Annotated in this window: 16 protein-coding genes and 1 tRNA gene; 12 read left to right on the top strand and 5 right to left on the bottom strand. The window is 43.0% G+C overall.

The features are described 5' to 3' along the window. Window positions 1–9 precede the first annotated feature (9 nt). The 3 genes from JMY00_RS10595 to JMY00_RS10585 form a co-directional block, all read right to left on the bottom strand. Window positions 10–1,419: a hypothetical protein gene (locus tag JMY00_RS10595; protein WP_201580118.1), complete on the bottom strand. Its 1,410-nt coding sequence runs from the start codon at window positions 1,417–1,419 to the stop codon at window positions 10–12. 170 nt (window positions 1,420–1,589) lie between these two features. Further along, complete coding sequence (locus JMY00_RS10590; RefSeq protein WP_201580117.1) at window positions 1,590–3,053, bottom strand: tyrosine-type recombinase/integrase; 1,464 nt, start codon at window positions 3,051–3,053, stop codon at window positions 1,590–1,592. Window positions 3,054–3,225: 172 nt separating this feature from the next. Continuing rightward, window positions 3,226–3,302: transfer RNA gene (locus tag JMY00_RS10585), tRNA-Arg, on the bottom strand. 352 nt (window positions 3,303–3,654) lie between these two features. Here JMY00_RS10585 and JMY00_RS10580 point away from each other — a divergent pair. The 4 genes from JMY00_RS10580 to queF all read left to right on the top strand — a co-directional run bounded on the left by JMY00_RS10580 (window position 3,655) and on the right by queF (window position 7,351). Next, window positions 3,655–4,311 (top strand): c-type cytochrome, encoded by a 657-nt coding sequence (locus JMY00_RS10580; RefSeq protein WP_101204943.1) that lies wholly within the window; start codon window positions 3,655–3,657, stop codon window positions 4,309–4,311. A gap of 317 nt (window positions 4,312–4,628) precedes the next feature. Beyond that, entirely contained in the window at window positions 4,629–5,591 is a 963-nt protein-coding gene (locus JMY00_RS10575) for an ABC transporter ATP-binding protein (protein WP_101204942.1), read from the top strand. 29 nt (window positions 5,592–5,620) lie between these two features. Beyond that, window positions 5,621–6,394, top strand: coding sequence for an ABC transporter permease (locus JMY00_RS10570; protein ID WP_057762348.1), 774 nt, complete (start codon window positions 5,621–5,623; stop codon window positions 6,392–6,394). Window positions 6,395–6,463: 69 nt separating this feature from the next. Beyond that, a complete protein-coding gene (queF, locus tag JMY00_RS10565; protein ID WP_201580116.1) occupies window positions 6,464–7,351 on the top strand; it encodes an NADPH-dependent 7-cyano-7-deazaguanine reductase QueF in 888 nt (295 codons plus the stop codon). A 124-nt stretch (window positions 7,352–7,475) separates the two neighbouring features. On the opposite strand, the gene JMY00_RS10560 is transcribed toward queF, so the two are convergent. Next, window positions 7,476–9,194 (bottom strand): proline--tRNA ligase, encoded by a 1,719-nt coding sequence (locus JMY00_RS10560; RefSeq protein WP_201548338.1) that lies wholly within the window; start codon window positions 9,192–9,194, stop codon window positions 7,476–7,478. 593 nt (window positions 9,195–9,787) lie between these two features. Here JMY00_RS10560 and JMY00_RS10555 point away from each other — a divergent pair. Continuing rightward, complete coding sequence (locus tag JMY00_RS10555) at window positions 9,788–10,528, top strand: DUF4230 domain-containing protein (RefSeq protein ID WP_240990729.1); 741 nt, start codon at window positions 9,788–9,790, stop codon at window positions 10,526–10,528. Window positions 10,529–10,549: 21 nt separating this feature from the next. Here the strand turns inward: JMY00_RS10555 and JMY00_RS10550 are convergent, their stop codons facing one another. After that, window positions 10,550–12,166: an FAD-binding domain-containing protein gene (locus tag JMY00_RS10550; protein ID WP_201580115.1), complete on the bottom strand. Its 1,617-nt coding sequence runs from the start codon at window positions 12,164–12,166 to the stop codon at window positions 10,550–10,552. Between the two features lie 171 nt (window positions 12,167–12,337). Here JMY00_RS10550 and JMY00_RS10545 point away from each other — a divergent pair, with 171 nt between their 5' ends. The 7 genes from JMY00_RS10545 to JMY00_RS10515 all read left to right on the top strand — a co-directional run bounded on the left by JMY00_RS10545 (window position 12,338) and on the right by JMY00_RS10515 (window position 20,618). Then, window positions 12,338–13,039, top strand: coding sequence for a phosphoribosylanthranilate isomerase (locus JMY00_RS10545; RefSeq protein WP_277350419.1), 702 nt, complete (start codon window positions 12,338–12,340; stop codon window positions 13,037–13,039). 161 nt (window positions 13,040–13,200) lie between these two features. Then, window positions 13,201–14,475: a tryptophan synthase subunit beta gene (gene trpB / locus JMY00_RS10540; protein WP_201580113.1), complete on the top strand. Its 1,275-nt coding sequence runs from the start codon at window positions 13,201–13,203 to the stop codon at window positions 14,473–14,475. Between the two features lie 142 nt (window positions 14,476–14,617). After that, entirely contained in the window at window positions 14,618–15,442 is an 825-nt protein-coding gene (gene trpA / locus JMY00_RS10535) for a tryptophan synthase subunit alpha (RefSeq protein WP_201580112.1), read from the top strand. Between the two features lie 397 nt (window positions 15,443–15,839). Next, window positions 15,840–16,787 (top strand): acetyl-CoA carboxylase, carboxyltransferase subunit beta, encoded by a 948-nt coding sequence (accD, locus tag JMY00_RS10530; protein WP_180952657.1) that lies wholly within the window; start codon window positions 15,840–15,842, stop codon window positions 16,785–16,787. A 199-nt stretch (window positions 16,788–16,986) separates the two neighbouring features. Beyond that, window positions 16,987–18,360 (top strand): bifunctional tetrahydrofolate synthase/dihydrofolate synthase, encoded by a 1,374-nt coding sequence (gene folC / locus JMY00_RS10525; RefSeq protein WP_201580111.1) that lies wholly within the window; start codon window positions 16,987–16,989, stop codon window positions 18,358–18,360. A gap of 258 nt (window positions 18,361–18,618) precedes the next feature. Then, window positions 18,619–19,824 (top strand): LysM peptidoglycan-binding domain-containing protein, encoded by a 1,206-nt coding sequence (locus JMY00_RS10520; protein WP_201548332.1) that lies wholly within the window; start codon window positions 18,619–18,621, stop codon window positions 19,822–19,824. A gap of 251 nt (window positions 19,825–20,075) precedes the next feature. Further along, on the top strand, window positions 20,076–20,618 hold the full coding sequence (locus tag JMY00_RS10515) for a DUF2726 domain-containing protein (RefSeq protein ID WP_057758628.1): 543 nt from the start codon (window positions 20,076–20,078) through the stop codon (window positions 20,616–20,618). The last annotated feature ends 77 nt before the right edge of the window (window positions 20,619–20,695 follow it).

Below are 20,695 nucleotides of genomic sequence, written 5' to 3'. Positions count from 1 at the left end.
TGATGTCATCTAATCTTTTATATTTAAACCTTTAATAGCTTTTAAGTTTTCAATGTCGCCTTTCTGTTTGTTAATTTGAGGGTTAGTTATTTTACTTAACCTACTGATTAATGCTGCACCATGAATGGTTTTATCTAACCCTATTTTTTTAGCAATAATATCAAATCGTTGAGAGTGATCTGTTATGTGTCGGTTGTCTATCTCATTTAATATATAGCTCTTTTTCCATATTGTTATAGCTAAATGAAGTTCAGGAGGGTAGGTATATTGGTTCATTGCTTGCCAGTCGTACAAATGCTCGTCAGTTAGTTCATTTGCTTGCTTACTTAACTCGTCATTGAGTCTATTTATATCTTCTTCTTGCTGAATGATCTTAGCGTTAGCAGCAGCCAGTTCTTCACTGAGATAATTATTAGTCTGAGGATCGCTATGAGCTACTGTTGGATTATCTATTGGTAAGTTGCTGGTAGTCTTTTCATCTCCTAATTCTTGTTCAAGTTCAGCTATGCGCTCTCGATAGTCTAGGGCTTCCTGCTCTTCAAACACAGAATGAAGTTTCTCTTGCATGAGGATTAGATTGTTCAACTTATATCCTATTGTAGAGAAATAATCTGAAAGATTTCCTCTACTAATAGTGGTCTCTTCAAGATTGACGTAAGATTTGGAAGAGCCATTAAAAATTTCGGTATTAGCGATAACTAGATTAATTCCACTTGGTTGATGGTTGCGTGCTGCTGCTGTATAGGACTGTAATAGGTTTTCAAACTTATGATAGTAGCTATCAGGGTATTTAGACTGATTATTAATATAACTATTATTCTCATGAATAGTTATGTCACTGAAATCGATTTTTAAAATTAAGGCCACCACTTGTGGCAAAGTGTACTCAGGTAGATAGCTAGCTAGACTATTGTTATTTACGACAATATTAGTGTCACTGCTTGGGCTTTCCTCACTAATATTCTCGCTATCAAAATGCAATAAGTCATCTAATGGTTTAAAGTCTATGAGTTCCGATACTATCAAGCCTGAGCTAGAGTACTGGTTAAATATATTTTTTAGCTGGTCTTCAGCTGTCGGTGTGCAAAAATTAAAATCATTCATATCCTCGAATATCCACATATCACAAGGGAATACCAGCACTTCTTGAATAGCCTTTAAATAGCGAGTAAATTGCGTATCTGGAATAGAGTTATTTACTGCTACTGGCAAAGTATTGTACGGCTTTCTAGTTTGCGAATAGTGATTGTTGAGACGAATAACTGTCAATTTTTCTATTTTTTGAGAAAGTAAAAAATTAATAATGCTATATATAGTTTCGTTATTACTGCTTGATAAATGAAACAAAAAATCTCTAAAGCTGATGTATTGATTTTCACTACTCAAAATAACTTTATCGTTTAATGACCGCACACTCACACCCTTACACCTTTAAATTAAAGTAGGTGCAAGGCAGTGACAGCATAAAGGTGTGAATAGCTGTCGTTCGGGTAATTAATCCTAGCCTTGCAATCGATTATGACAGCGATTAACGCTATCAATATTAGCTTGCCAGCCTAATGCTGACGATAATTAGTAAATCGGTGTTGTTAAAGTTGCTCGGCAAGTCTGGCTAATACCTGTTGAGATACGCCTTGTGCCCGTAAGCTGTTTATCAATATATCTTTATCATGCAGCGCTATATCAGTGGCTTGCTCGTTACGGCTATCCATTTCTTTGGCGAGTTCATTAGGGGTCAGTAAGTCAAAGCTGACCGCCTTGCCAGCTCGCAAGTCATCTAAATGGTTCGCCCATTTATTCATCATTACTTGACGTTGGGCTAAGTGTGCTGACAGATCATAACGCTTTTTAACGCTCGATTGCTCAAGGTGTGCTAATTGTATTTCGATAATGCTTTCGGAAAATTGTAGTTCGTATAAGCCAGTGCTGGCAAGCTGTCTAAATCCATGACCTGTCATTTTAGGGTAGGGATCTCCACTATAGCCCATTCTATTCAACGCCTGATTGAACCATGCTTCACTATATGGCTTATTTGACTCAAAGTTATAGAACACATAGCCAGTACTTTCTGTCAGTGGCCTTAAGCTTTCAATAATTGCCATTGCTTGGGATGACAGCGGAATAATGTGATCTTGACGCATTTTCATTTTATGAGCTGGTACACGCCAAACGCTTTTATGATAATCAATTTCTGACCACTCAAAAAACCTCAATTCTTTAGTCCTAACAAAACATAGCGTCATTAGCTGTAAGCCAGCAACCGTCTGTTGATGCCCATTAGGATGCTTTTCTATATAGCTATCAATATTTCGAAGTAGTTCAGGGAATTGATGCTGCTCAACAGCTTTCATACGCTCAGCTTTGTGAGGTCGTAACGCTTTATTACGTCCGCTGGCAATGTTAACAATGTCATGACCTAGCGTATTGATAGCATAATCAAAGATTGAGCTGATAAGTCCCATACATTTATGAGCGGTTTCTGAGGTATGTTTGCCTTGCTGTTCAAAAGTAGTTTGAATGGCAAGTCCTGTCTTGATAATATCTTGCGCTGTGATTGCACCAATAGGATATTCACCTATGTGCTTTAGAATATGATTATCTAGAAACCCTTGCAGCTTTTGCACATTCTTTGATGTAGTTTTTGATTTTTCTGACATATAGTTTTTAGCTATGAATTTAAATAAATCTTTCTGTTCGTAGCTATTTTTATGTCTATTCTTATGCTCGTTGGGATCGATACCATCGTTAAGTAGTTTTTTGGCACTGTCACGCGCAAGCCTTGCTTGTTTCAAAGAAACTTCGGGCTTGAAATTGGTGTCTATTACTTGTGAAGAGGGCTTATAAGTACCTATATGATAAGTTTTTTGTTTTGGCTCAATATCTTTGTCAGATTGGTAGCGATAAGACATTACCCAATAAAGCGAGCCTTTGGGGTCATGAATTAGGGAGAGGCTATCACCGTCACTATGTCTGGTGCGTTTAGTAGGTGCTGACTGTTTGGCTATTGCTTTTACACCATTATCAGTTAGTAGATAGTTTTTGCGCTTATTCATCACCACACCTCTGAGAGCCATAGAATAGTAATGTTGTGTGTGTACAACAATATGTACAACATTCTATAGGTGCTACTAGGTAATGACAAGTTATATCAAAAGACATAAAATGATGGTTATAAAGGGTTTTAGAGGTTTTTGGTAACGCTAAGGAAGGACTAAGTATGATGATTGGTGCGCTCGGCGGGAATCGAACCCACGACCCTCGGCTTCGGAGACCGATACTCTATCCAACTGAGCTACGAGCGCATATGATAACGATATGTCTGACTGTCACGCTTAGATGCGCATGATAATTAGCATAAGGTGTCTAGAAATAAAGACCGCTTAGTCTAACAAATAAAAAGCATAAAGCCAATAAATGACAGTCGCGATTGAGGTTTTTTAAGAAAAAACAGCCAAGTCATTAAACAAGCATGGCAATTTACCTGCCTTTTCCCTTATAATGTTGGGGAGAATTCATATTTATAATCACCGATTGCAAGTGCGCTGGCACGCGGGATGGCTGTCTGCTATTGAAGACTTAGAGGTCGTCAAAGGAGGACAGACAGAATGTCCGAGCCGTGCTAGTCCTTGTATACGTAATAAGAGAACGTGACGAATGAGAAAAGTAGTTATGTTATCGGCAGCTGCCATTCTAGGAATCGCTAGTATCGCGGTGAGCCAAGCTGAAGATGTTGTAGACACTCCTGTAACTGCGTCAGACGTAGCAGAAGGCCAAGAGGTCGTAGAAGCTGCTCCTGAAACGCTAGGTGACGATACCCAAGCTGCTGCAGATACGACAGATGGTGCTGCGCCCACTGACGAAGCCGCTCCAGCAGAAGGCGAAGAAACTGCCGCTGCAGCGCCTGCCGCTGATGAAGAGCCAATTCCACAAGATACGCCGCAAGTACAGAAGCTAATTGCTTTGTATCCTAATCTGATTGCGCGTATCCAGCCTGTTGCCAATATCTGTTTTGAAGATGGTGAAGCTTGTGATGTAACAGCACGCTCATCTGGCCCAGCTGCTGGCGACGGTCCTCGTGACGGTAAAGCGGTATATAACGCCGTATGTCATACTTGTCATACAGCAGGCTTGCTAGGCTCTCCTATCTTTGGTGATGCTGGCGCTTGGGGTCCACGTATTGCAAAAGGTAAAGATACGCTATATACCCATGCTATCAATGGTTTCAATGCGATGCCTGCTAAAGGTGGCGCGGATATTCCTGATGAAGAAGTTCAAAATGCCGTAGATTATATGGTCGCAGAAGCAAGCTAATCTTTGTTGATTACCTTCCAAGCTTTTACGATAGTTATCTATAAAGCGCCTATTTCAGTGATGAGATAGGCGCTTTTTCATGATGAGTATTATTAATACGGTACTTCGAATATAAGGCAGTTGAAATTCGCCATGAGTAGCCTCATTTTATGAGATTAGTTCGTTTATTACCGTACATTGTCACCTTTAGATAGTAGAGTGTGTTGAACATTCTTATACGGCTTTTGCCTATATGATAATGATAGTCGAATGTTCAACACGGCCTATTATTCTAAAATCGCATTTTATATAAATTGATAACAAATAAAGAGGTCTTCATGTCTGATGCACCAGCACTCTCCATAAAAAACCTATCCAAAACCTACGACAATGGGTTTTCGGCATTAAAAGGGGTTGATTTAACGGTACCACAAGGTGGTTTCTTTGCGTTACTTGGGCCAAACGGCGCAGGTAAATCTACCATGATTGGTATTATTAGCTCATTGTTTAAGCCAACCACCGGTAGCGTCCATATTTTCGGCACAGATCTACTAGAGAACCCTTCGATTGCCAAGCAATACCTTGGTGTCGTACCGCAAGAATTTAACTTTAATATGTTCGAAAAAGTCGAAGATATCTTGATTACGCAAGCGGGTTATTTTGGTATTCCGGCAAAAGAAGCCAAACCACGCGCAAAGAGACTATTAACAGCGTTGGGACTATGGGATAAACGCGACAGTAAATCACGTGAGCTATCTGGTGGTATGAAACGCCGCTTGATGATTGCCCGTGCCTTAATTCACAAACCAAAACTATTGATTCTAGATGAGCCAACGGCGGGTGTCGATATCGAGCTTCGCCGCTCGATGTGGGAATTTATGCAGCAGATTAATATCGAAGAAAACACCACTATTATTCTGACGACTCATTATCTCGAAGAAGCTGAGCAATTATGTAAACGCATTGCGATCTTGGATCATGGTGAAATTCGAATCAATACGGAAATGAAAGAGCTACTGGCGCAGTTGTCGGTAGAGACGTTTGTATTTGATTTGGATACGCCGCTCACTGAGCAGTTGGCTCTAACAGGAGTCACAGGGGTCTCGCAACCAGATGAGCAAACGCTAGAAGTTACCTTGACAGAAGGTGAGTCACTAAACGGTGTCTTTGATCAGTTGTCTGATAAAGGTATCAGTGTGGCAAGTATGCGCAATAAAGCCAACCGACTAGAAGAGTTATTTATGCGCTTGGTAGACAAAAACATTCAGAGTGCAGATAGCATGAAGGAGGCGGGATTATGAGTCAGGAACTAGTCGATCATAATAAAACAATGTCATTGAGTAAGAAGTGGATTGCGTTTCGTACTATTTGGTTCAAAGAAGTGCGCCGTATTTTACGTATCTGGCCGCAGACGTTGTTACCGCCAGTTATCACGATGAGTTTGTATTTTGTCATCTTTGGTAAGATGATTGGCTCGCGCGTGGGTGAGATGGGCGGCGTGCCATACATGCAGTTTATCGTGCCTGGTTTGATCATGATGTCGATCATTACCAACAGTTACTCTAACGTGGTCTCAAGCTTTTTTAGTGCTAAGTTCACGTCTAGTATCGAAGAGCTTTTGGTCTCGCCAGTATCAAAGCATGCTATTTTGATGGGTTATATCAGTGGTGGTATCTTCCGTGGACTGGCTATTGGTGTGATTGTCTCGATAGTGGCGCTCTTCTTTACCGATCTGGGTATCGAGCATTTATTTGTGACCGTATTTACGGTACTTGGTACGTCTATCTTGTTTTCATTGGGCGGTTTTATCAATGCGGTATTTGCACGCTCATTTGATGATATCTCTATTATCCCAAGCTTTGTACTGACTCCGCTAACCTATCTTGGTGGTGTGTTTTATTCAATGGAGAATTTATCGCCATTTTGGCAAAATATCTCGCTACTGAACCCTATCGTCTATATGGTCAACTCATTCCGTTACGGTATTCTTGGATATTCTGATGTCAATGTTTGGTATTCAATGGCGGCTATTTTTGTGTTTTGTGCGATATTTTATACCATCGCTTATCGCTTGCTAAGTAACGGTTCACGTGTACGTTTGTAGTGTGTATTATTCGCTAAGCATATTATTATTTTAGAGTAAATTTTAAACGGTTTAATATTAGGAAGACAGATGAGTATTCACGGTATCTTGGGTGAGCAAACCACAGACTATCCAACTGAGTATAGCCCAGAGACGCTATATCCGATTGCGCGCAGCATGGGACGTGATGCGATTGGTTGGCAAGATGACAAGCTAGCCGTTGGTGTCGATTGGTGGCAGGCCTTTGAGATATCTTGGTTAAATCCGCAAGGTATCTCGCAAGTAGCGATTGCACGCTTTAGTATTCCTGCCAGCTCACCGTTTATCGTAGAGTCAAAATCGCTTAAGTTGTATTTGAATAGCATTAACTTTACCGAGTTTGCCAGTTGGAATGACGTACAAGCGTTGATTGCGAAAGACTTGTCAGCTTGTTTGCAAACAGATGTACAGGTAGCGTTATTTCGCTTAAATGATGATCTAGATGGTAACGGAACAGCGTTATTGATCGCTCAGCCTGAGGGTGTTTGTATTGATGAGGCACTAGCAGGAAACACGGACAAAGTTGCGTTGACTGAACATCCTGATACGTCATTGCTAAGTGCTAGCGAAGCAATAGAGGCGAGTAGTGAAAGCATGGTAAATGATGGTACGCAGCCGTATACCTTTTATTCCAATCTACTGCGCAGTAACTGCCCAGTGACCAATCAACCAGATTGGGGTACGTTGGCCGTATCGATTACGACTGATAAGCTTTTTAATAATGCAAATATGCTGCGTTATATATTGAGCTTCCGTCAGCACAATGGTTTTCATGAGCAGTGTGTTGAGCAGATATTTGCTGATTTGAGCCAATACTATCAGCCAAGTGAGCTAATGGTACGGGCGTGGTACACGCGCCGCGGTGGTATCGATATCAATCCATGCCGTGTTAGTGATATCAGTCTATTGCCTAAGCCAAGCCGTTTAATCCGCCAGTAAGTTCTTGCTAAAAATACGATGTTAATAAAAATACAATGTTAAATAGTTTTTAAGCCAATAAAAAAAGCGCCTATCTCACGTGATGAGATAGGCGCTTTTTGTTATATAGTCTTTAATTACAAGACTATTTACCGCTTACTTTTGCCATGACTTCTTCACGGCTCAGCATCTGCTTTTCGGCTTCACGGCGATTGACGTACTCGTACTTGTCTTCCGCCAAGTTGCGATCAGAGACGACGATACGATGCGGAATACCAATCAACTCAAGATCAGCAAACTTAACGCCTGGGCGCTCATTACGATCGTCCAGTAGTACGTTGATGCCATGAGCTTTCAACTCTTCATACAGTGCGGTTGCCGTCTGCATGACCGTCTCTTCTTTAGACTTCATCGGGATGATAGCGACTTCAAAAGGAGCGATTGAATCATCAACCGTTGGCGTTTTTGGCCACATGATGCCGTTTTCATCATTGTTCTGCTCAATAGCAGCGGCAATGATACGGCTAACACCAATACCATAACAGCCCATCATCAAGGTAACAGGTTTGCCATCTTCACCAGAAACCGTACAGTTCATCGCTTGTGAGTATTTATCACCCAACTGGAAGATATGACCGACTTCGATACCACGTTTGATTTTCAGGCTGCCTTTACCATCAGGAGACGGGTCGCCTTCTTGTACATTGCGCACATCAACGATGCGAGTAATGCGAGTATCACGTGCCCAGTTCATACCGATAGTATGTTTGTTCACTTCATTGGCACCGCAGACAAAATCTGACAGCGCAGCTGCTGAACGATCAACAAACACAGGCATATCTAAATTAACGCCGATATAGCCTTTGTGCAGACCTGCCGCTTTTAGCTCTTCGTCAGAAGCTAACGTCAATGGTACGTTGGCTTCTTCGATTTTCTCAGCTTTGATAGTGTTGAGCTGATGATCGCCGCGCAATACGATAGCAATCAATTGTGGCTCATCGTTCTCAGTATGACCATGAACGATCAAGGTTTTAACCGTAGTTTCTAACGGGATATCCAAGTGTTCAGCAACCATTTTACAGCTGGTCATGCCTTCAGTTAGAACGTCTTCACGCTCCATTTTCGGTGGTTGACGCTCAGCAGTGCTGACAGATTCTGCTAGCTCTACATTGGCTGCGTAGTCAGATGAGTCCGAAAACGCAATATCGTCTTCGCCGCTATCTGCCAATACATGGAACTCATGTGAAGCAAAACCACCGATAGAGCCTGTATCTGCTTGTACTGCACGAAAGTCTAAGCCCAAGCGGGTAAAGATGCGTGTATAAGCGTCATACATGTCATGGTAAGTCTTGGCCAATGAGGCTTGATCCACATGGAAAGAGTAAGCATCTTTCATGGTGAATTCACGAGCACGCATCACACCGAAGCGTGGACGAATCTCATCACGGAATTTACCTTGAATCTGAAAGAAAGTAATCGGTAGTTGTTTATAACTACGCAGCTCACCTTGTGCTAGATTGGTGATGACTTCTTCGTGTGTTGGACCAAGTACAAAGTCGCGATCATGACGGTCTTTGAAGCGCAATAGCTCAGGACCATAATCATCAAAACGTCCGGTCGTCTGCCAAAGCTCAGCAGGCTGAGTCATCGGCATAAGCACTTCTTGTGCGCCGACGTTTTGCATCTCTTCACGAACAATGCGTTCGACCTTTTGCAAAACGCGCAGACCCATAGGCAACCAAATATACAATCCAGAAGCAATCTTTCGGATAAGACCAGCACGCACCATCAATTGGCTTGAGGCGATGTCGGCGTCACTTGGGGTTTCTTTTAGTGTGGCAAATAAAAATTGACTGGCTTTCATAAATAAAGCGTAACCTTATCAACGATAAAAAAATAAGAAATAGTAGGATGTTGAGCGTATGGCTAATCGTTTCATTGCCGCCGCAAGCTTACCTTTATCACTTAGCAATAATCTAGGGTATTTCCTAGTTACCAACCTGCTTATATACAAAGCACATCAGTAAAAACCACTCTCATAAAAGAGAGGCAAATTTGATTTGATGTATCAATATGCCAAAAATGCAATATATTCAGATCAAAACCCTGATAAATGCTTTAAGACTGACATTTTATTCATACAATCTGACTATGTTAGGTAAAGTTCGCCTAAGACGCAATGACTTTTTGTCTTTTCAGACCGAACGTGACGTAAAGGCTTCAATAAGGGATAAATAATTGAGCTATTCGTATGATTTTATAGCGAAAGCACTGCTTATTTTGGCGACAGTTTATTGAGGTGGTTGCGTAGAGGTTTATGGATAAAGTTATGTAGAGGAATGGTAGCCATTACTTGAAGTTACTGCACAATAGTCGCATTTATAGACTAAGCATCTGTTCCATTTTTACAACGCTCTTAGCCTTACCAAACGATGCAATATTATAAAGGTAGCTTCTATGGATAATCCTGATATGAATAACGCTAATGCCACTCAAAAGCCTGCGAAACGTCCTATTGCGACAATGTCGTGGGTGATATTACTTATCGGTCTAGCAGCGATTGTTTTTGCTATTTATAGTGCGCAAAACAAACCAGAAGAAGCGCCGATAGAAACCATTACTCGCGAAGGGGTGGTTACGCAAATTCAGCAGTTAAATCGCTTACATACCGTCGCATTCAGCGTTGATACGGTGATTACGAGTGAGCGACCTGGGAGCTGGATGAAGCTGTGGCAGGATGAGCAAAAGGCATTGTTTATCGCTCATGGTCGCGTAGAAGCAGGCGTTGATTTGAGTGCACTGACACCTGAGATGGTACAAGTAGTGCAACCTGCTCAAGTTAACGTAGACGAAGAGCAAGTAGCTGATGCCAATTCATCAGCTGCCACTATGCCGCAAATCAATATTACTTTGCCGCCTACAGAGATATTTTCAGTATATCTGGATGATATTGAGATTTATGACTGGCAGACAGGGGCTTTTGGCATGATGCAAGTCGACCCTAAGATATTGGCACAAGCACAGACTATGGCAAAAAAAGAAGTACTTGAACGTGCCTGCCGAGGTGATGTCATGAATATGGCACTGCAAAATGCGCAAACCCAGTTGCAGCAGCTATTTGCACTCACAGGAGCGGTAGTGACGGTTACCACTCAGGGTGCAGGTGCATGTCAATTGCCAGTCACTACCAATGGCTAGTCTGCTAGTTATTTTCTAAAATTAAGCTTCTTTTTTAAATTCGGCGATAGCTAGCTTACGTGCTGATTTATGCTCGACCATCGGCGCAGGGTAGTCGATATAGGCAAACTTGCCACCTTTTGCCAACTCTTTACGCATCTTATCTTCGTTATGTAAGATGCTATTAGGAATGTCTTTTAACTCTGGTAGCCAAGTTTTAATAAACAGAGCTTTAGAATCGTGCGTATTGGCTTGGCTAAAGGGGTTCATAATGCGGAAGTAGGGCGCTGAGTCCGTACCTGTTGAGGCGCTCCATTGCCAGCCGCCGTTATTGGAGGCAAAATCGCCATCTATCAGCTGATGCATAAAGTAGCGCTCACCCAAGCGCCAATCAATCAGCAAGTCTTTGGTCAAAAACATCGCCGTGACCATTCGCAGGCGATTGTGCATAAACCCCGTCGCATTTAAGCAACGCATCGCTGCATCGACCAATGGCACGCCTGTCTTACCCGTACACCATGTCTCAAAATCATCAGTGTTATACGACCAATTAATCTTGGTATCAGTCTCTTCTTTATACGCTTTATGACGAATCAGGTTTGGTTTTTCTACTAGTACATGACGATAAAAGTCTCGCCACGCCAGCTCACTTATCCAGCGATTGATGTCTTCATTATCACCGTCATTACCGTGTAGATTTTCTTGTGCTTTGCTCGCCTGTAGATAGCATAATCTAGGACTGATAGAGCCTATGGTGAGGTAAGCCGATAGCTGACTGGTTGCATGCAGATGGGGGACATCACGGCTCACATCATAATTATTGATATCATCATCGACGAATGCCTCTAGACGCTGGCAAGCGGCAGATTCACCTGCAGGATAGGCGTCTCTTGCGCGGTCAAGCTGAGCTATCATATCGATATGCTGCAATGACTCGTTCTTTTCTAATGTCTGCTGGTAGTCACTGAGCATCTTCTCACTTAGTGATTTGATCTTGTCGATTGTATTGGCAAACGTTTGCGATGATGGTAGTTTGATTTTATAATCGCTATCCACTGCGGGTGCTTCATGCATTTGAATGGTGCTGACGTCCAATGTATGTCGCCATTTTTTATAAAACGGCGTAAAAACCTTATACATACTATCGCCATCATTGGTCGTGATAGTTTTTGGTGGCAAAATGCATTGGTCATGCCAGCGGACGAACTCGATATCGCCTTTTGCAAGTTGTTTGCTTAATTGTTCATCACGATCAATCTCATTTCCTTCATACTCGTGATTGGCCATGACGCAGCTGATTTCATTGTCATTGCATAAGGTCGTGAGCGCCTCTATACAGTCAGTAAAGCTTGGGCAGAGCTGTACTGTTAAAGTGATGTTCAGTTGCGATTGCAAGTCCTTTGCTAGAATAGGTAGCGTGCGAGCAATATGATCAACTTGTACAAGAGACGTATCGTGCGCTTGCCACTGCTCAGACGTCAAAAAGAATACGGCAGACACTGAGGCGTTGTCTTCCTTTGCACGTTCACAAAGCGCTGCTAAAGCAGTATTGTCATGGATACGTAGGTCACGACGAAACCACATCAAGTAATGTGCTGGATTTTTGCTAGTAGCATTGTCGCCAGTATCAGTAGCGGCTGTCTGTGCAGTCTTAGACATCAAAGTATCCCTATATTAATCAATCGCAATCATAAACAAAACTAAGGATAAAAGTATGCTAGGATAAGTTTTTGGATGCAATGGCTTTGCCGTTTGGTTAACAAAACCTCATCACATCTAACGATTTATCTTTGGCTTGAACCTACCTGATGCCGCTATAATCGGTGTCATATTCAGTACCATGAAACGCAAGGTCACAAAATGCACGTTAAGTTTTGCGGGTTTACTCAGCTTAGTGATATACAGACTGCGGCACAGCTAGGTGCAGATGCAGTGGGTTTGGTTTTTTATCCACCAAGTCCACGTGCAGTTACGATAGAGCAAGCGCAAACCCTGAGTGCTGCTGTACCTGCTTTTATCAGCGTGGTGGCGTTAATGGTTAATATGCCTAAAGATAAGCTGATTAAATTAGCAAACAACGTCTCTTTTGATATTATCCAGTTCCATGGTGATGAAACGCCTGAACAGTGCCAACAGCTGGCAGGTATGGTCAATAAACGCTGGATCAAAGCATTGCGTATCAATACAGAGCAAGACACCCTCGATAGCGTTCGTGCCCAAATTAATCAATTTGCGACCGCAGGTGCCAGTAGTATTTTATTGGATGCTTATCATCAAGATTCATATGGCGGTACAGGGCAGCGTTTTGACTGGAGTCTCATTCCACATGACAGCGCACTACCGATCGTTTTGGCTGGTGGGCTCAATACTGACAATGTTGCCGCGACATTAGATTTGCCTATTTATGGCGTCGATGTGAGCGGTGGTATTGAGGTTGATAAAGGTAAAAAAGACGCTGCCAAAATGCGTGCCTTTATGAAAGCGGTCAAGCGCGATCGATGGCAAAACGCTACGGTCACTGGCGCCATCTAAGTGGGTGTGTATCTAGCTATTTGCTATACGTAATCTGTTTAGTTGATCGTTATTCCGATTTTTCTGCTTAAATCTTATTAGATTGTTATCCCTTTTTATTATTTTCTCTCTATTTATCTAAAGTTATCTAAAAAATACCACTTATTACAGTAGGAATTATCATGAGTCATGTCGAGAACAAAGATTTATCTGCTACCGCACAATCGGTTAATACTTTTACCAACCCTGAAAACGTACAGGACTTTAACCAGTATCCTGATGCGCGCGGTCATTTTGGTGTACATGGGGGGCGTTTTGTCTCTGAGACGCTAATGGCTGCTCTAGAAGAGCTAGAAACGCTTTATACCAAAGTAAAAGCAGACCCAGCATTCTGGGAAGAGTATCACAATGATTTGGTCAATTATGTCGGTCGTCCAACACCGCTTTATCATGCCAAGCGTCTCAGTGATGAGATTGGCGGTGCGCAGATTTATTTTAAACGTGAAGACTTAAATCATACTGGTGCGCATAAAGTGAATAACACCATTGGACAAGCTCTACTTGCCAAAATGTGTGGTAAGAAGCGTATTATTGCTGAAACGGGCGCAGGTCAACATGGTGTCGCGACGGCAACGATTGCCGCGCGCCTAGGTCTAGAATGTATCGTCTATATGGGTGCAGATGATGTCGAGCGCCAAAAGATGAACGTCTATCGTATGCGTTTGCTGGGTGCAACGGTTGTGCCAGTGACTTCTGGTTCACGCACGCTTAAAGACGCGATGAATGAAGCCATGCGTGACTGGGTCACTAATGTAGATACCACTTATTACATCATCGGTACGGTTGCAGGTCCGCATCCTTATCCGCTACTCGTGCGTGACTTTCAAGCGATTATCGGTAAAGAAGCACGCATTCAGCATCTAGAAAAAACAGGTAAAATGCCTGATGCGTTGGTTGCTTGTGTCGGTGGTGGCTCAAACGCGATTGGTTTGTTCTTTGACTTCCTAAACGATACTGAAGTTAAAATGTATGGCGTCGAGGCAACAGGTGATGGTATCGAGTCAGGTCGTCATTCAGCACCATTGGCGGCTGGTCGTATCGGCGTGCTACATGGTAACCGTACTTACCTCATGGCAGATGATGATGGCCAGATTCAAGAGACGCATTCTATCTCAGCGGGTCTTGATTATCCTGGTGTCGGCCCAGAGCATAGCTTCCTAAAAGACATGAAGCGTGTTGAGTATGTCGGCTGTACGGACAAAGAAGCGTTAGAAGGCTTCCATGAAGCAACGCGCAAAGAAGGTATTATCCCTGCGCTTGAGACTGCCCATGCTGTCGCTTATGCATTGAAACTGGCTAAAACCATGACCCCTGATCAGACGATTATCGTTAATATGTCAGGTCGCGGTGACAAGGATCTGCATTCAGTGATGAAGGCAGAAGGGATTGAGTTGTAGTAACGAATATCTTTATAAGTTGTTAAATTTATAAGTTACTAGATTCTTCTTTATAAGAAAAATTGTTTGACCTTTTATTGCTCAATATAGATTATTAAATGAAGGGTCAAATATGCCAGTTTATAACAATTAAGAGACCACTATGACCAGAATTGAAAGTACCTTTGAAACCTTAAAATTACAAAACAAAAAAGCCCTGATTCCTTATGTGATGGCAGGCGATCCTAATCCTGCAACCACTGTCGGTCTACTGCATGACTTGGTCAAGCACGGCGCCGATATGATCGAAGTCGGCTTACCATTCTCTGACCCAATGGCAGATGGTCCAACTGTAGCATTGGCTGGCGAGCGTGCATTAGCAGCAGGTACGAGTACTCGTGATGCACTAAAAATGGTCGCAGAGTTCCGTAAAACAGATACACAAACGCCAATTATCCTAATGGGCTATCTCAATCCTGTTGAAATCATCGGTTATGACAATTTTGTCGCGCTATGCGAGCAGTCAGGCGTTGATGGTTTATTGATGGTAGATTTGCCACCAGCAGAAGCGGGCAGCTTCACTCAGCATTTGACCGATCATTCGATGAATGAGATTTTCTTGCTATCGCCAACGACGTTACCTGAGCGCCGTGAGCAAGTATTGACTCATTGTGGCGGCTATATTTATTATGTATCACTAAAAGGTGTGACTGGTTCAGCCACGCTAGATACCGACGATGTAGCAACTCAAGTTCAAGCAATCAAAGCGGAAACAGACCTACCAGTATGCGTCGGCTTTGGTATCCGTGATGGTGCTTCTGCAAAAGCGATCGGTACTCATGCAGATGGTGTTATCGTCGGTAGTGCATTGGTACAGAATTTTGCCGATATTGATGCCAACGATGCCGCTGCGGTTGCAAATGCACAGCAGAACATCATGGTAAAAATGGATGAGCTACGTGCAGCATTAGACAGTTTAAGTGCTTGATAGCTATTGCTTCCATATTGTTATTACTTGAAGAGATAGTTATTTGAAGAAGCAGTTATTTGAAACGGCAAAGTCAAATTGCAGCTATTGTTTACCTAAGACTTTACTTAAAAGCTTTACGTGAAGACACTACTAAATGACTTTGCTAAAATTAGTTTACGAGTGTAAACTAACATCACTATTATATGGTGTCTGATAGCAATGGTTTATTCGTCATTTTGATCGGCAAATACATTATCTATCAACAAGCGCATAATCAAATTACCGACATACAAGATTTATTTATCAATATGTCGCATAACTGCTCATGTTATGACTGTATTAGACACTTTGTTTAGACAACCATTAAACTCTCAATGACAAGCGAATGAGCAAACTTGTCAATAAGCCTTTTATGATGGCAAATAATATGACTGATACAATAACAAAACCCGATAACAATACTGCTAAAGCCGCGCCAAACAGCAATACGGATAGGCAGTCATGGTTTAACCGTCCTATTCCAGGTATCAAGCAGCATTTGACTGCGCCACTGTCTGCGGTAGAGACTGAACCGTCAACTAAGTGTAGCAATTGTCATTCGATGATTACCAACACAGCGCTGATCTTTAACTGTTATGTGTGCCCGCATTGTGATCATCATTTACCGATGAGTGCTCGTGAGCGCTTGAACTGGTTACTTGATCAAGTAGACGGCGAAACAGGACAAGAATTTACGGCAAAAGATCCATTGAGCTTTGTGGATAGTAAGCCATATCCTGCGCGTATGAGTGAAGCACAAGAAAAAACAGGTGAGTCTGAGGCGTTGGTTGCTATGTATGGCAAACTGCGTAACCTTGATATCGTCGCCTGTGCTTTTGACTTCCGCTTTATGGGCGGGTCAATGGGTTCAGTCGTTGGTGATCGTTTCGTTCAAGCAGCTGAAAAAGCGCTAGAGCAAAAAGTACCTTTGGTTTGCTTTGCTGCTTCTGGTGGTGCACGTATGCAAGAAGGTCTATTGTCATTAATGCAAATGGCACGCACGGCAGCAGCGATTGAGCGTCTAAGAATCGCTGGGATTCCTTACATTGTGGTATTGACCAATCCTGTGTACGGCGGCGTAACTGCATCACTGGCGATGCTAGGTGACATTCATCTAGCAGAACCAAAAGCGATGATCGGTTTCGCTGGTAAGCGAGTGATTGAACAGACTGTACGTGAGACGTTAGAAGAGCCGTTCCAGCGCGCTGAGTTCTTATTAGAGCATGGCGTAGTGGATGAAGTGGTACATCGTCATCAGCTAATTGATACGATCTATCGTCTGCTTGCAAAACTATGCCGCGTACCAAATGTAGATGCTCAGTAAAATGAGATGCTCGATAAGGTAAATGACTCAGTATAATGAATCATTTATTGAGTGCATAATGACTTAGCTGCGTGCTAACATCTACTACATATGCAAGACCCCTAATAGCATTTATCGTCATTGCACGGTAAATGCTATTTTTGGTTTTAGCTAACACATATGTTTTTATCTCTTATTAAATTTTATATAGGTTTTATCCATGTCTGACCTTTTAGCCTCTGACCTTCGCAGCCCCAACGCCCATAGTCCTAATGAAAGTGCTAGCCTAACTGAGTGGCTCGATTATATGCAGCAGATTCATGTGTCTGCAATCGATATGGGATTGTCACGAGTATTGCCTGTCGCAGAAGCGTTAGGTGTGGTGCAGTCAGCTAAAGATGACGCTTATGTATTTACTGTAGCAGGTACCAATGGCAAAGGATCTACAACCGCTGTCATCGCCGAAATGTGTAAAGCCGCAGGTTATAAGACGGCACTATACCAGTCGCCACATCTTAGCGCTTTCAATGAGCGTGTACGCATCAATGGCGAGATGGTTAGCGACCAGACGCTGATTGAGGCCTTTAGCAAAGTAGAGGCGGCACGCTTACAGTGCGAGTTGACGTTGTCGTTCTTTGAGATGACCACACTAGCAGCGCTATTGATATTCGCTGAGGCAGATTGTGACGTGTGGGTATTAGAAGTAGGGTTGGGCGGCCGCCTAGATGTGGTCAATATTATTGATCCTGACATGGCAGTCATTACCAATATCGGCATCGATCACGTCGACTGGTTGGGGGACAATGTCGAGGATATTGGCCGCGAGAAAGCAGGTATCTTGCGCAACGGCATTCCTCTGATTTACGGTGCTACTGAGATGCCAGCCAGCGTGCAAAAATCCATCGATACTCAGCAGGCTACTTGCTATCAGATTGAACAAGATTTTAGCTACCGCGACATTGATGCAACGACTTGGCAATACAGTAATGCAGCGGTTACCTTGCAGTTACCACGTCCTGCGCTATCGTTGACTAACACGGCCAATGCACTATCAGCCGTATTAGCAAGTCCATTGGATGTCGATATCAATGCCATTGAGCAAGCACTACAAACTGTCAAACTGGCAGGTCGTTTCGATTATCGTGAGAGTCATAGCCGTCATTGGTTGTTTGATGTGGCGCATAATGAGCAAGGCGTTGAGTTCTTACTAGCGCAGCTATTACCATTTTGGCAGCAGCATGTAGCCAAGCAAAGTAATCAAGATAGCTCAGCGGATATCCCTACACCAAAGATAAAAATGCTATTTTCTATGTTAGGTGATAAGGATATTGATAAGGTTGTGCAGCGTTTGACTGAAGCAGGCTTACCAATTAGTGACTGGTTTATCGCTGAGATTGATTACCCTCGTGCCGCGACTACTGAGCAGCTACAAGGTGTATTGGTTAAATATATCGATAGCACCAATATATATGAGTTCGATGGTTTGCATACAGCGACCCATGCAGTGATAGAGGCGAGCCAACCGCAAGACCTTATCGTCGTATGTGGCTCGTTTCATACGATTGGGGAAGCGTTAAGTGCCCTTAGCGTATGATAATTTAAGTTAAAGTAGTGCCTGTTTAATGTTAATCTTAGTCGTAGCCTGATAGCAGACAGCATGAAAAATATGCTTTATAATCAAAATGATTTGCCAGACCAGTAGAAGATGGTCGGCACAAATTTTCAACCCTGATGGCATTAACTGACAGTAACTGGCGGTAAGAGATCATGATTAAAGCGATTTGATATACTGCTTTGAGATAGTCGCTGCGCCGCTCAATCAACCTTATTACCAACTAAGAGACGTAAACGGATGAACTTTTCGAGACAAGCCTTATTGGGCATTGGGATGATTATCGGCGGTAGCGTGATGCTATACGCCATGGTGCAACAGATTGGTGATAGCGATCAGCCTGAGCCGATGTCAGCGATGGTCGATAAATCAAGCTCGGAGCAAGAGTCTCCGCAGCCGCTCACAACTGATATTGAAACAGAAAAGCGTATCCTTGCTCAAAAGCAAAAAGAGCGTGCAGCCCGCGTTGCAGAGCAAGAAAAACGTGCAAAAGAGTTTTTGACAGAGCAGGAGATTGCTGAAGCAGAAGCATTGGCCAAGGCACGTGCTGAGAGCCAGCAATATGTCGATAATAGTGCGCCAACTCCTGATGAAACCAGCAGTACCGAGTCTACAAAAGACGTTACTACAGATCTTACCGTTCAGCCTCGTACTGAGAGTCAGTCTGCTACTGATACTACAAAGTCTAGCGAAGCCGAAAAGCAAAAGGCGGCTCAAGAGCAACAAGAAGCCCAAAGGCAAGCGGCTATCAAAGAGCAAGCGGCCGCCAAAAAACTTGCTGAGAGCAAAAAACAAGCGGAGGCAGAGAAACTAGCCGAAGAAAAAAAGCAGGCTGAAGCTCAAGCAGCGGCTGAGAGAAAAAGAGAAGCAGCTGAAGCGGCAAAAAACGAGCCACCCAAATCGCCTTCTGAATATCAGATTAAGAAAGGTGATGGACTCATAAAACTGGCAAGACAATATAATATGCCTGTAGAAGTATTGGCTCAAGCCAACAACCTATCTCCATCAGCAGCGCTACAACTGGGTCAGAGTATCACCATCCCATCGAGCAAACAGGTACAACGTTTAGAGCGTGAAGCGGCGGCCGCTGAACAAGCACGTGAGAAGAAGCGCCAACAAGAAGAAGCGCTGGCTAAGAAATCTGCCGATGCCAAACGTGAAGCGCAGCAAAAACTGAGTGAAGCGCGTAAAGAAGTCAAAGAAACAGACGCTAAAGGTAGCTTTGGGGTGCAAGTAGCTCTAGCAAACGACCAAGCCAAAGCGGATGAGTTAGCGAAAAAGTTCCGAGCAGCAGGTTATCAAGTCAAGACCAGTGCCACTAGTCGTGGAGTGCGTGTTGTGGTTGGGCCTGAACGTGGCAAAGTCGCAGCATTGGCATTAAAAGATAAAATCAATAGTGACCCTAAAGTAAATACGACCAGCGCTTGGGTGCTTTACTGGCGTTAAGCTAGAGCATTTCTAACGGTCTCAATACGACTTTTATCTACTTTATATAAAAACACGACAAATACTGTCGTGTTTTTTGTTTTATAGATTGCTGATTAGCGCAGCCTTAGTTAAGATGAGCGCCATTTTTATAATCCGTTGTTGTATAACCTGTCAGCCTATATAGGTTGCCTTGTCGTGATCGGCGCATTATTCATTGCTATTAATAATGACAATTAGCCCATCACTCTCATACTGTATAAGGTAGAATCATGTCGTTTGGTGTTATATTTTTAATATTGGCCGTTGGGTTTTTGGGGCTGATTACGTTACCGAAGCTGCTACCAACACTACTGACGAAGCGCCCTGTCGTTGAGCCAGATCCAAAACCTGTGCGCGGTGATGAGTTGGCTATTTGGCCATTTGCGCCGATGCCGATTATGACCGATACGGAAGTGATATTTTTTAATAAGTTAAAAAATGCGCTGCCGGAGTATCACATATTTGTCCAAGTACAGCTGTCACGGATCATTGAAGCCAATAGTAGTGAGACATCAGAGCGTAGCTTTTGGTTCAATCGTATCTGCCGTCAGAGCGTTGACTATGTGATCGTGGATGTCGATGCTCAGACTACATTGGTCGCTATCGAGCTTGATGACTGGACGCATAGTAGCAAAGCCCGCCAAAAAGCGGATGATAAAAAGGATAAGGCGCTTGCCAGTGCAGGTATTGCGATGGTGCGCTTCCATGCTGAGCGTATGCCGAGTGCCGATATGCTTAGATATGAGCTAATGCAAGTGATTGAGAGCTATTAAGCATTCTGTGAAAGCTGTTCGATTGTTAAGGCTAAAACATTATCCAAGCAGTTTTATTTTAAAAGTTTAGGTTAGCT

The organism is Psychrobacter sp. Pi2-52, assembly GCF_904846705.1.
Classification (GTDB): Bacteria; Pseudomonadota; Gammaproteobacteria; order Pseudomonadales; family Moraxellaceae; genus Psychrobacter.
Note: the sequence above shows the minus strand (reverse complement) of the source record. Positions and strands in the feature narration are given on the sequence as shown.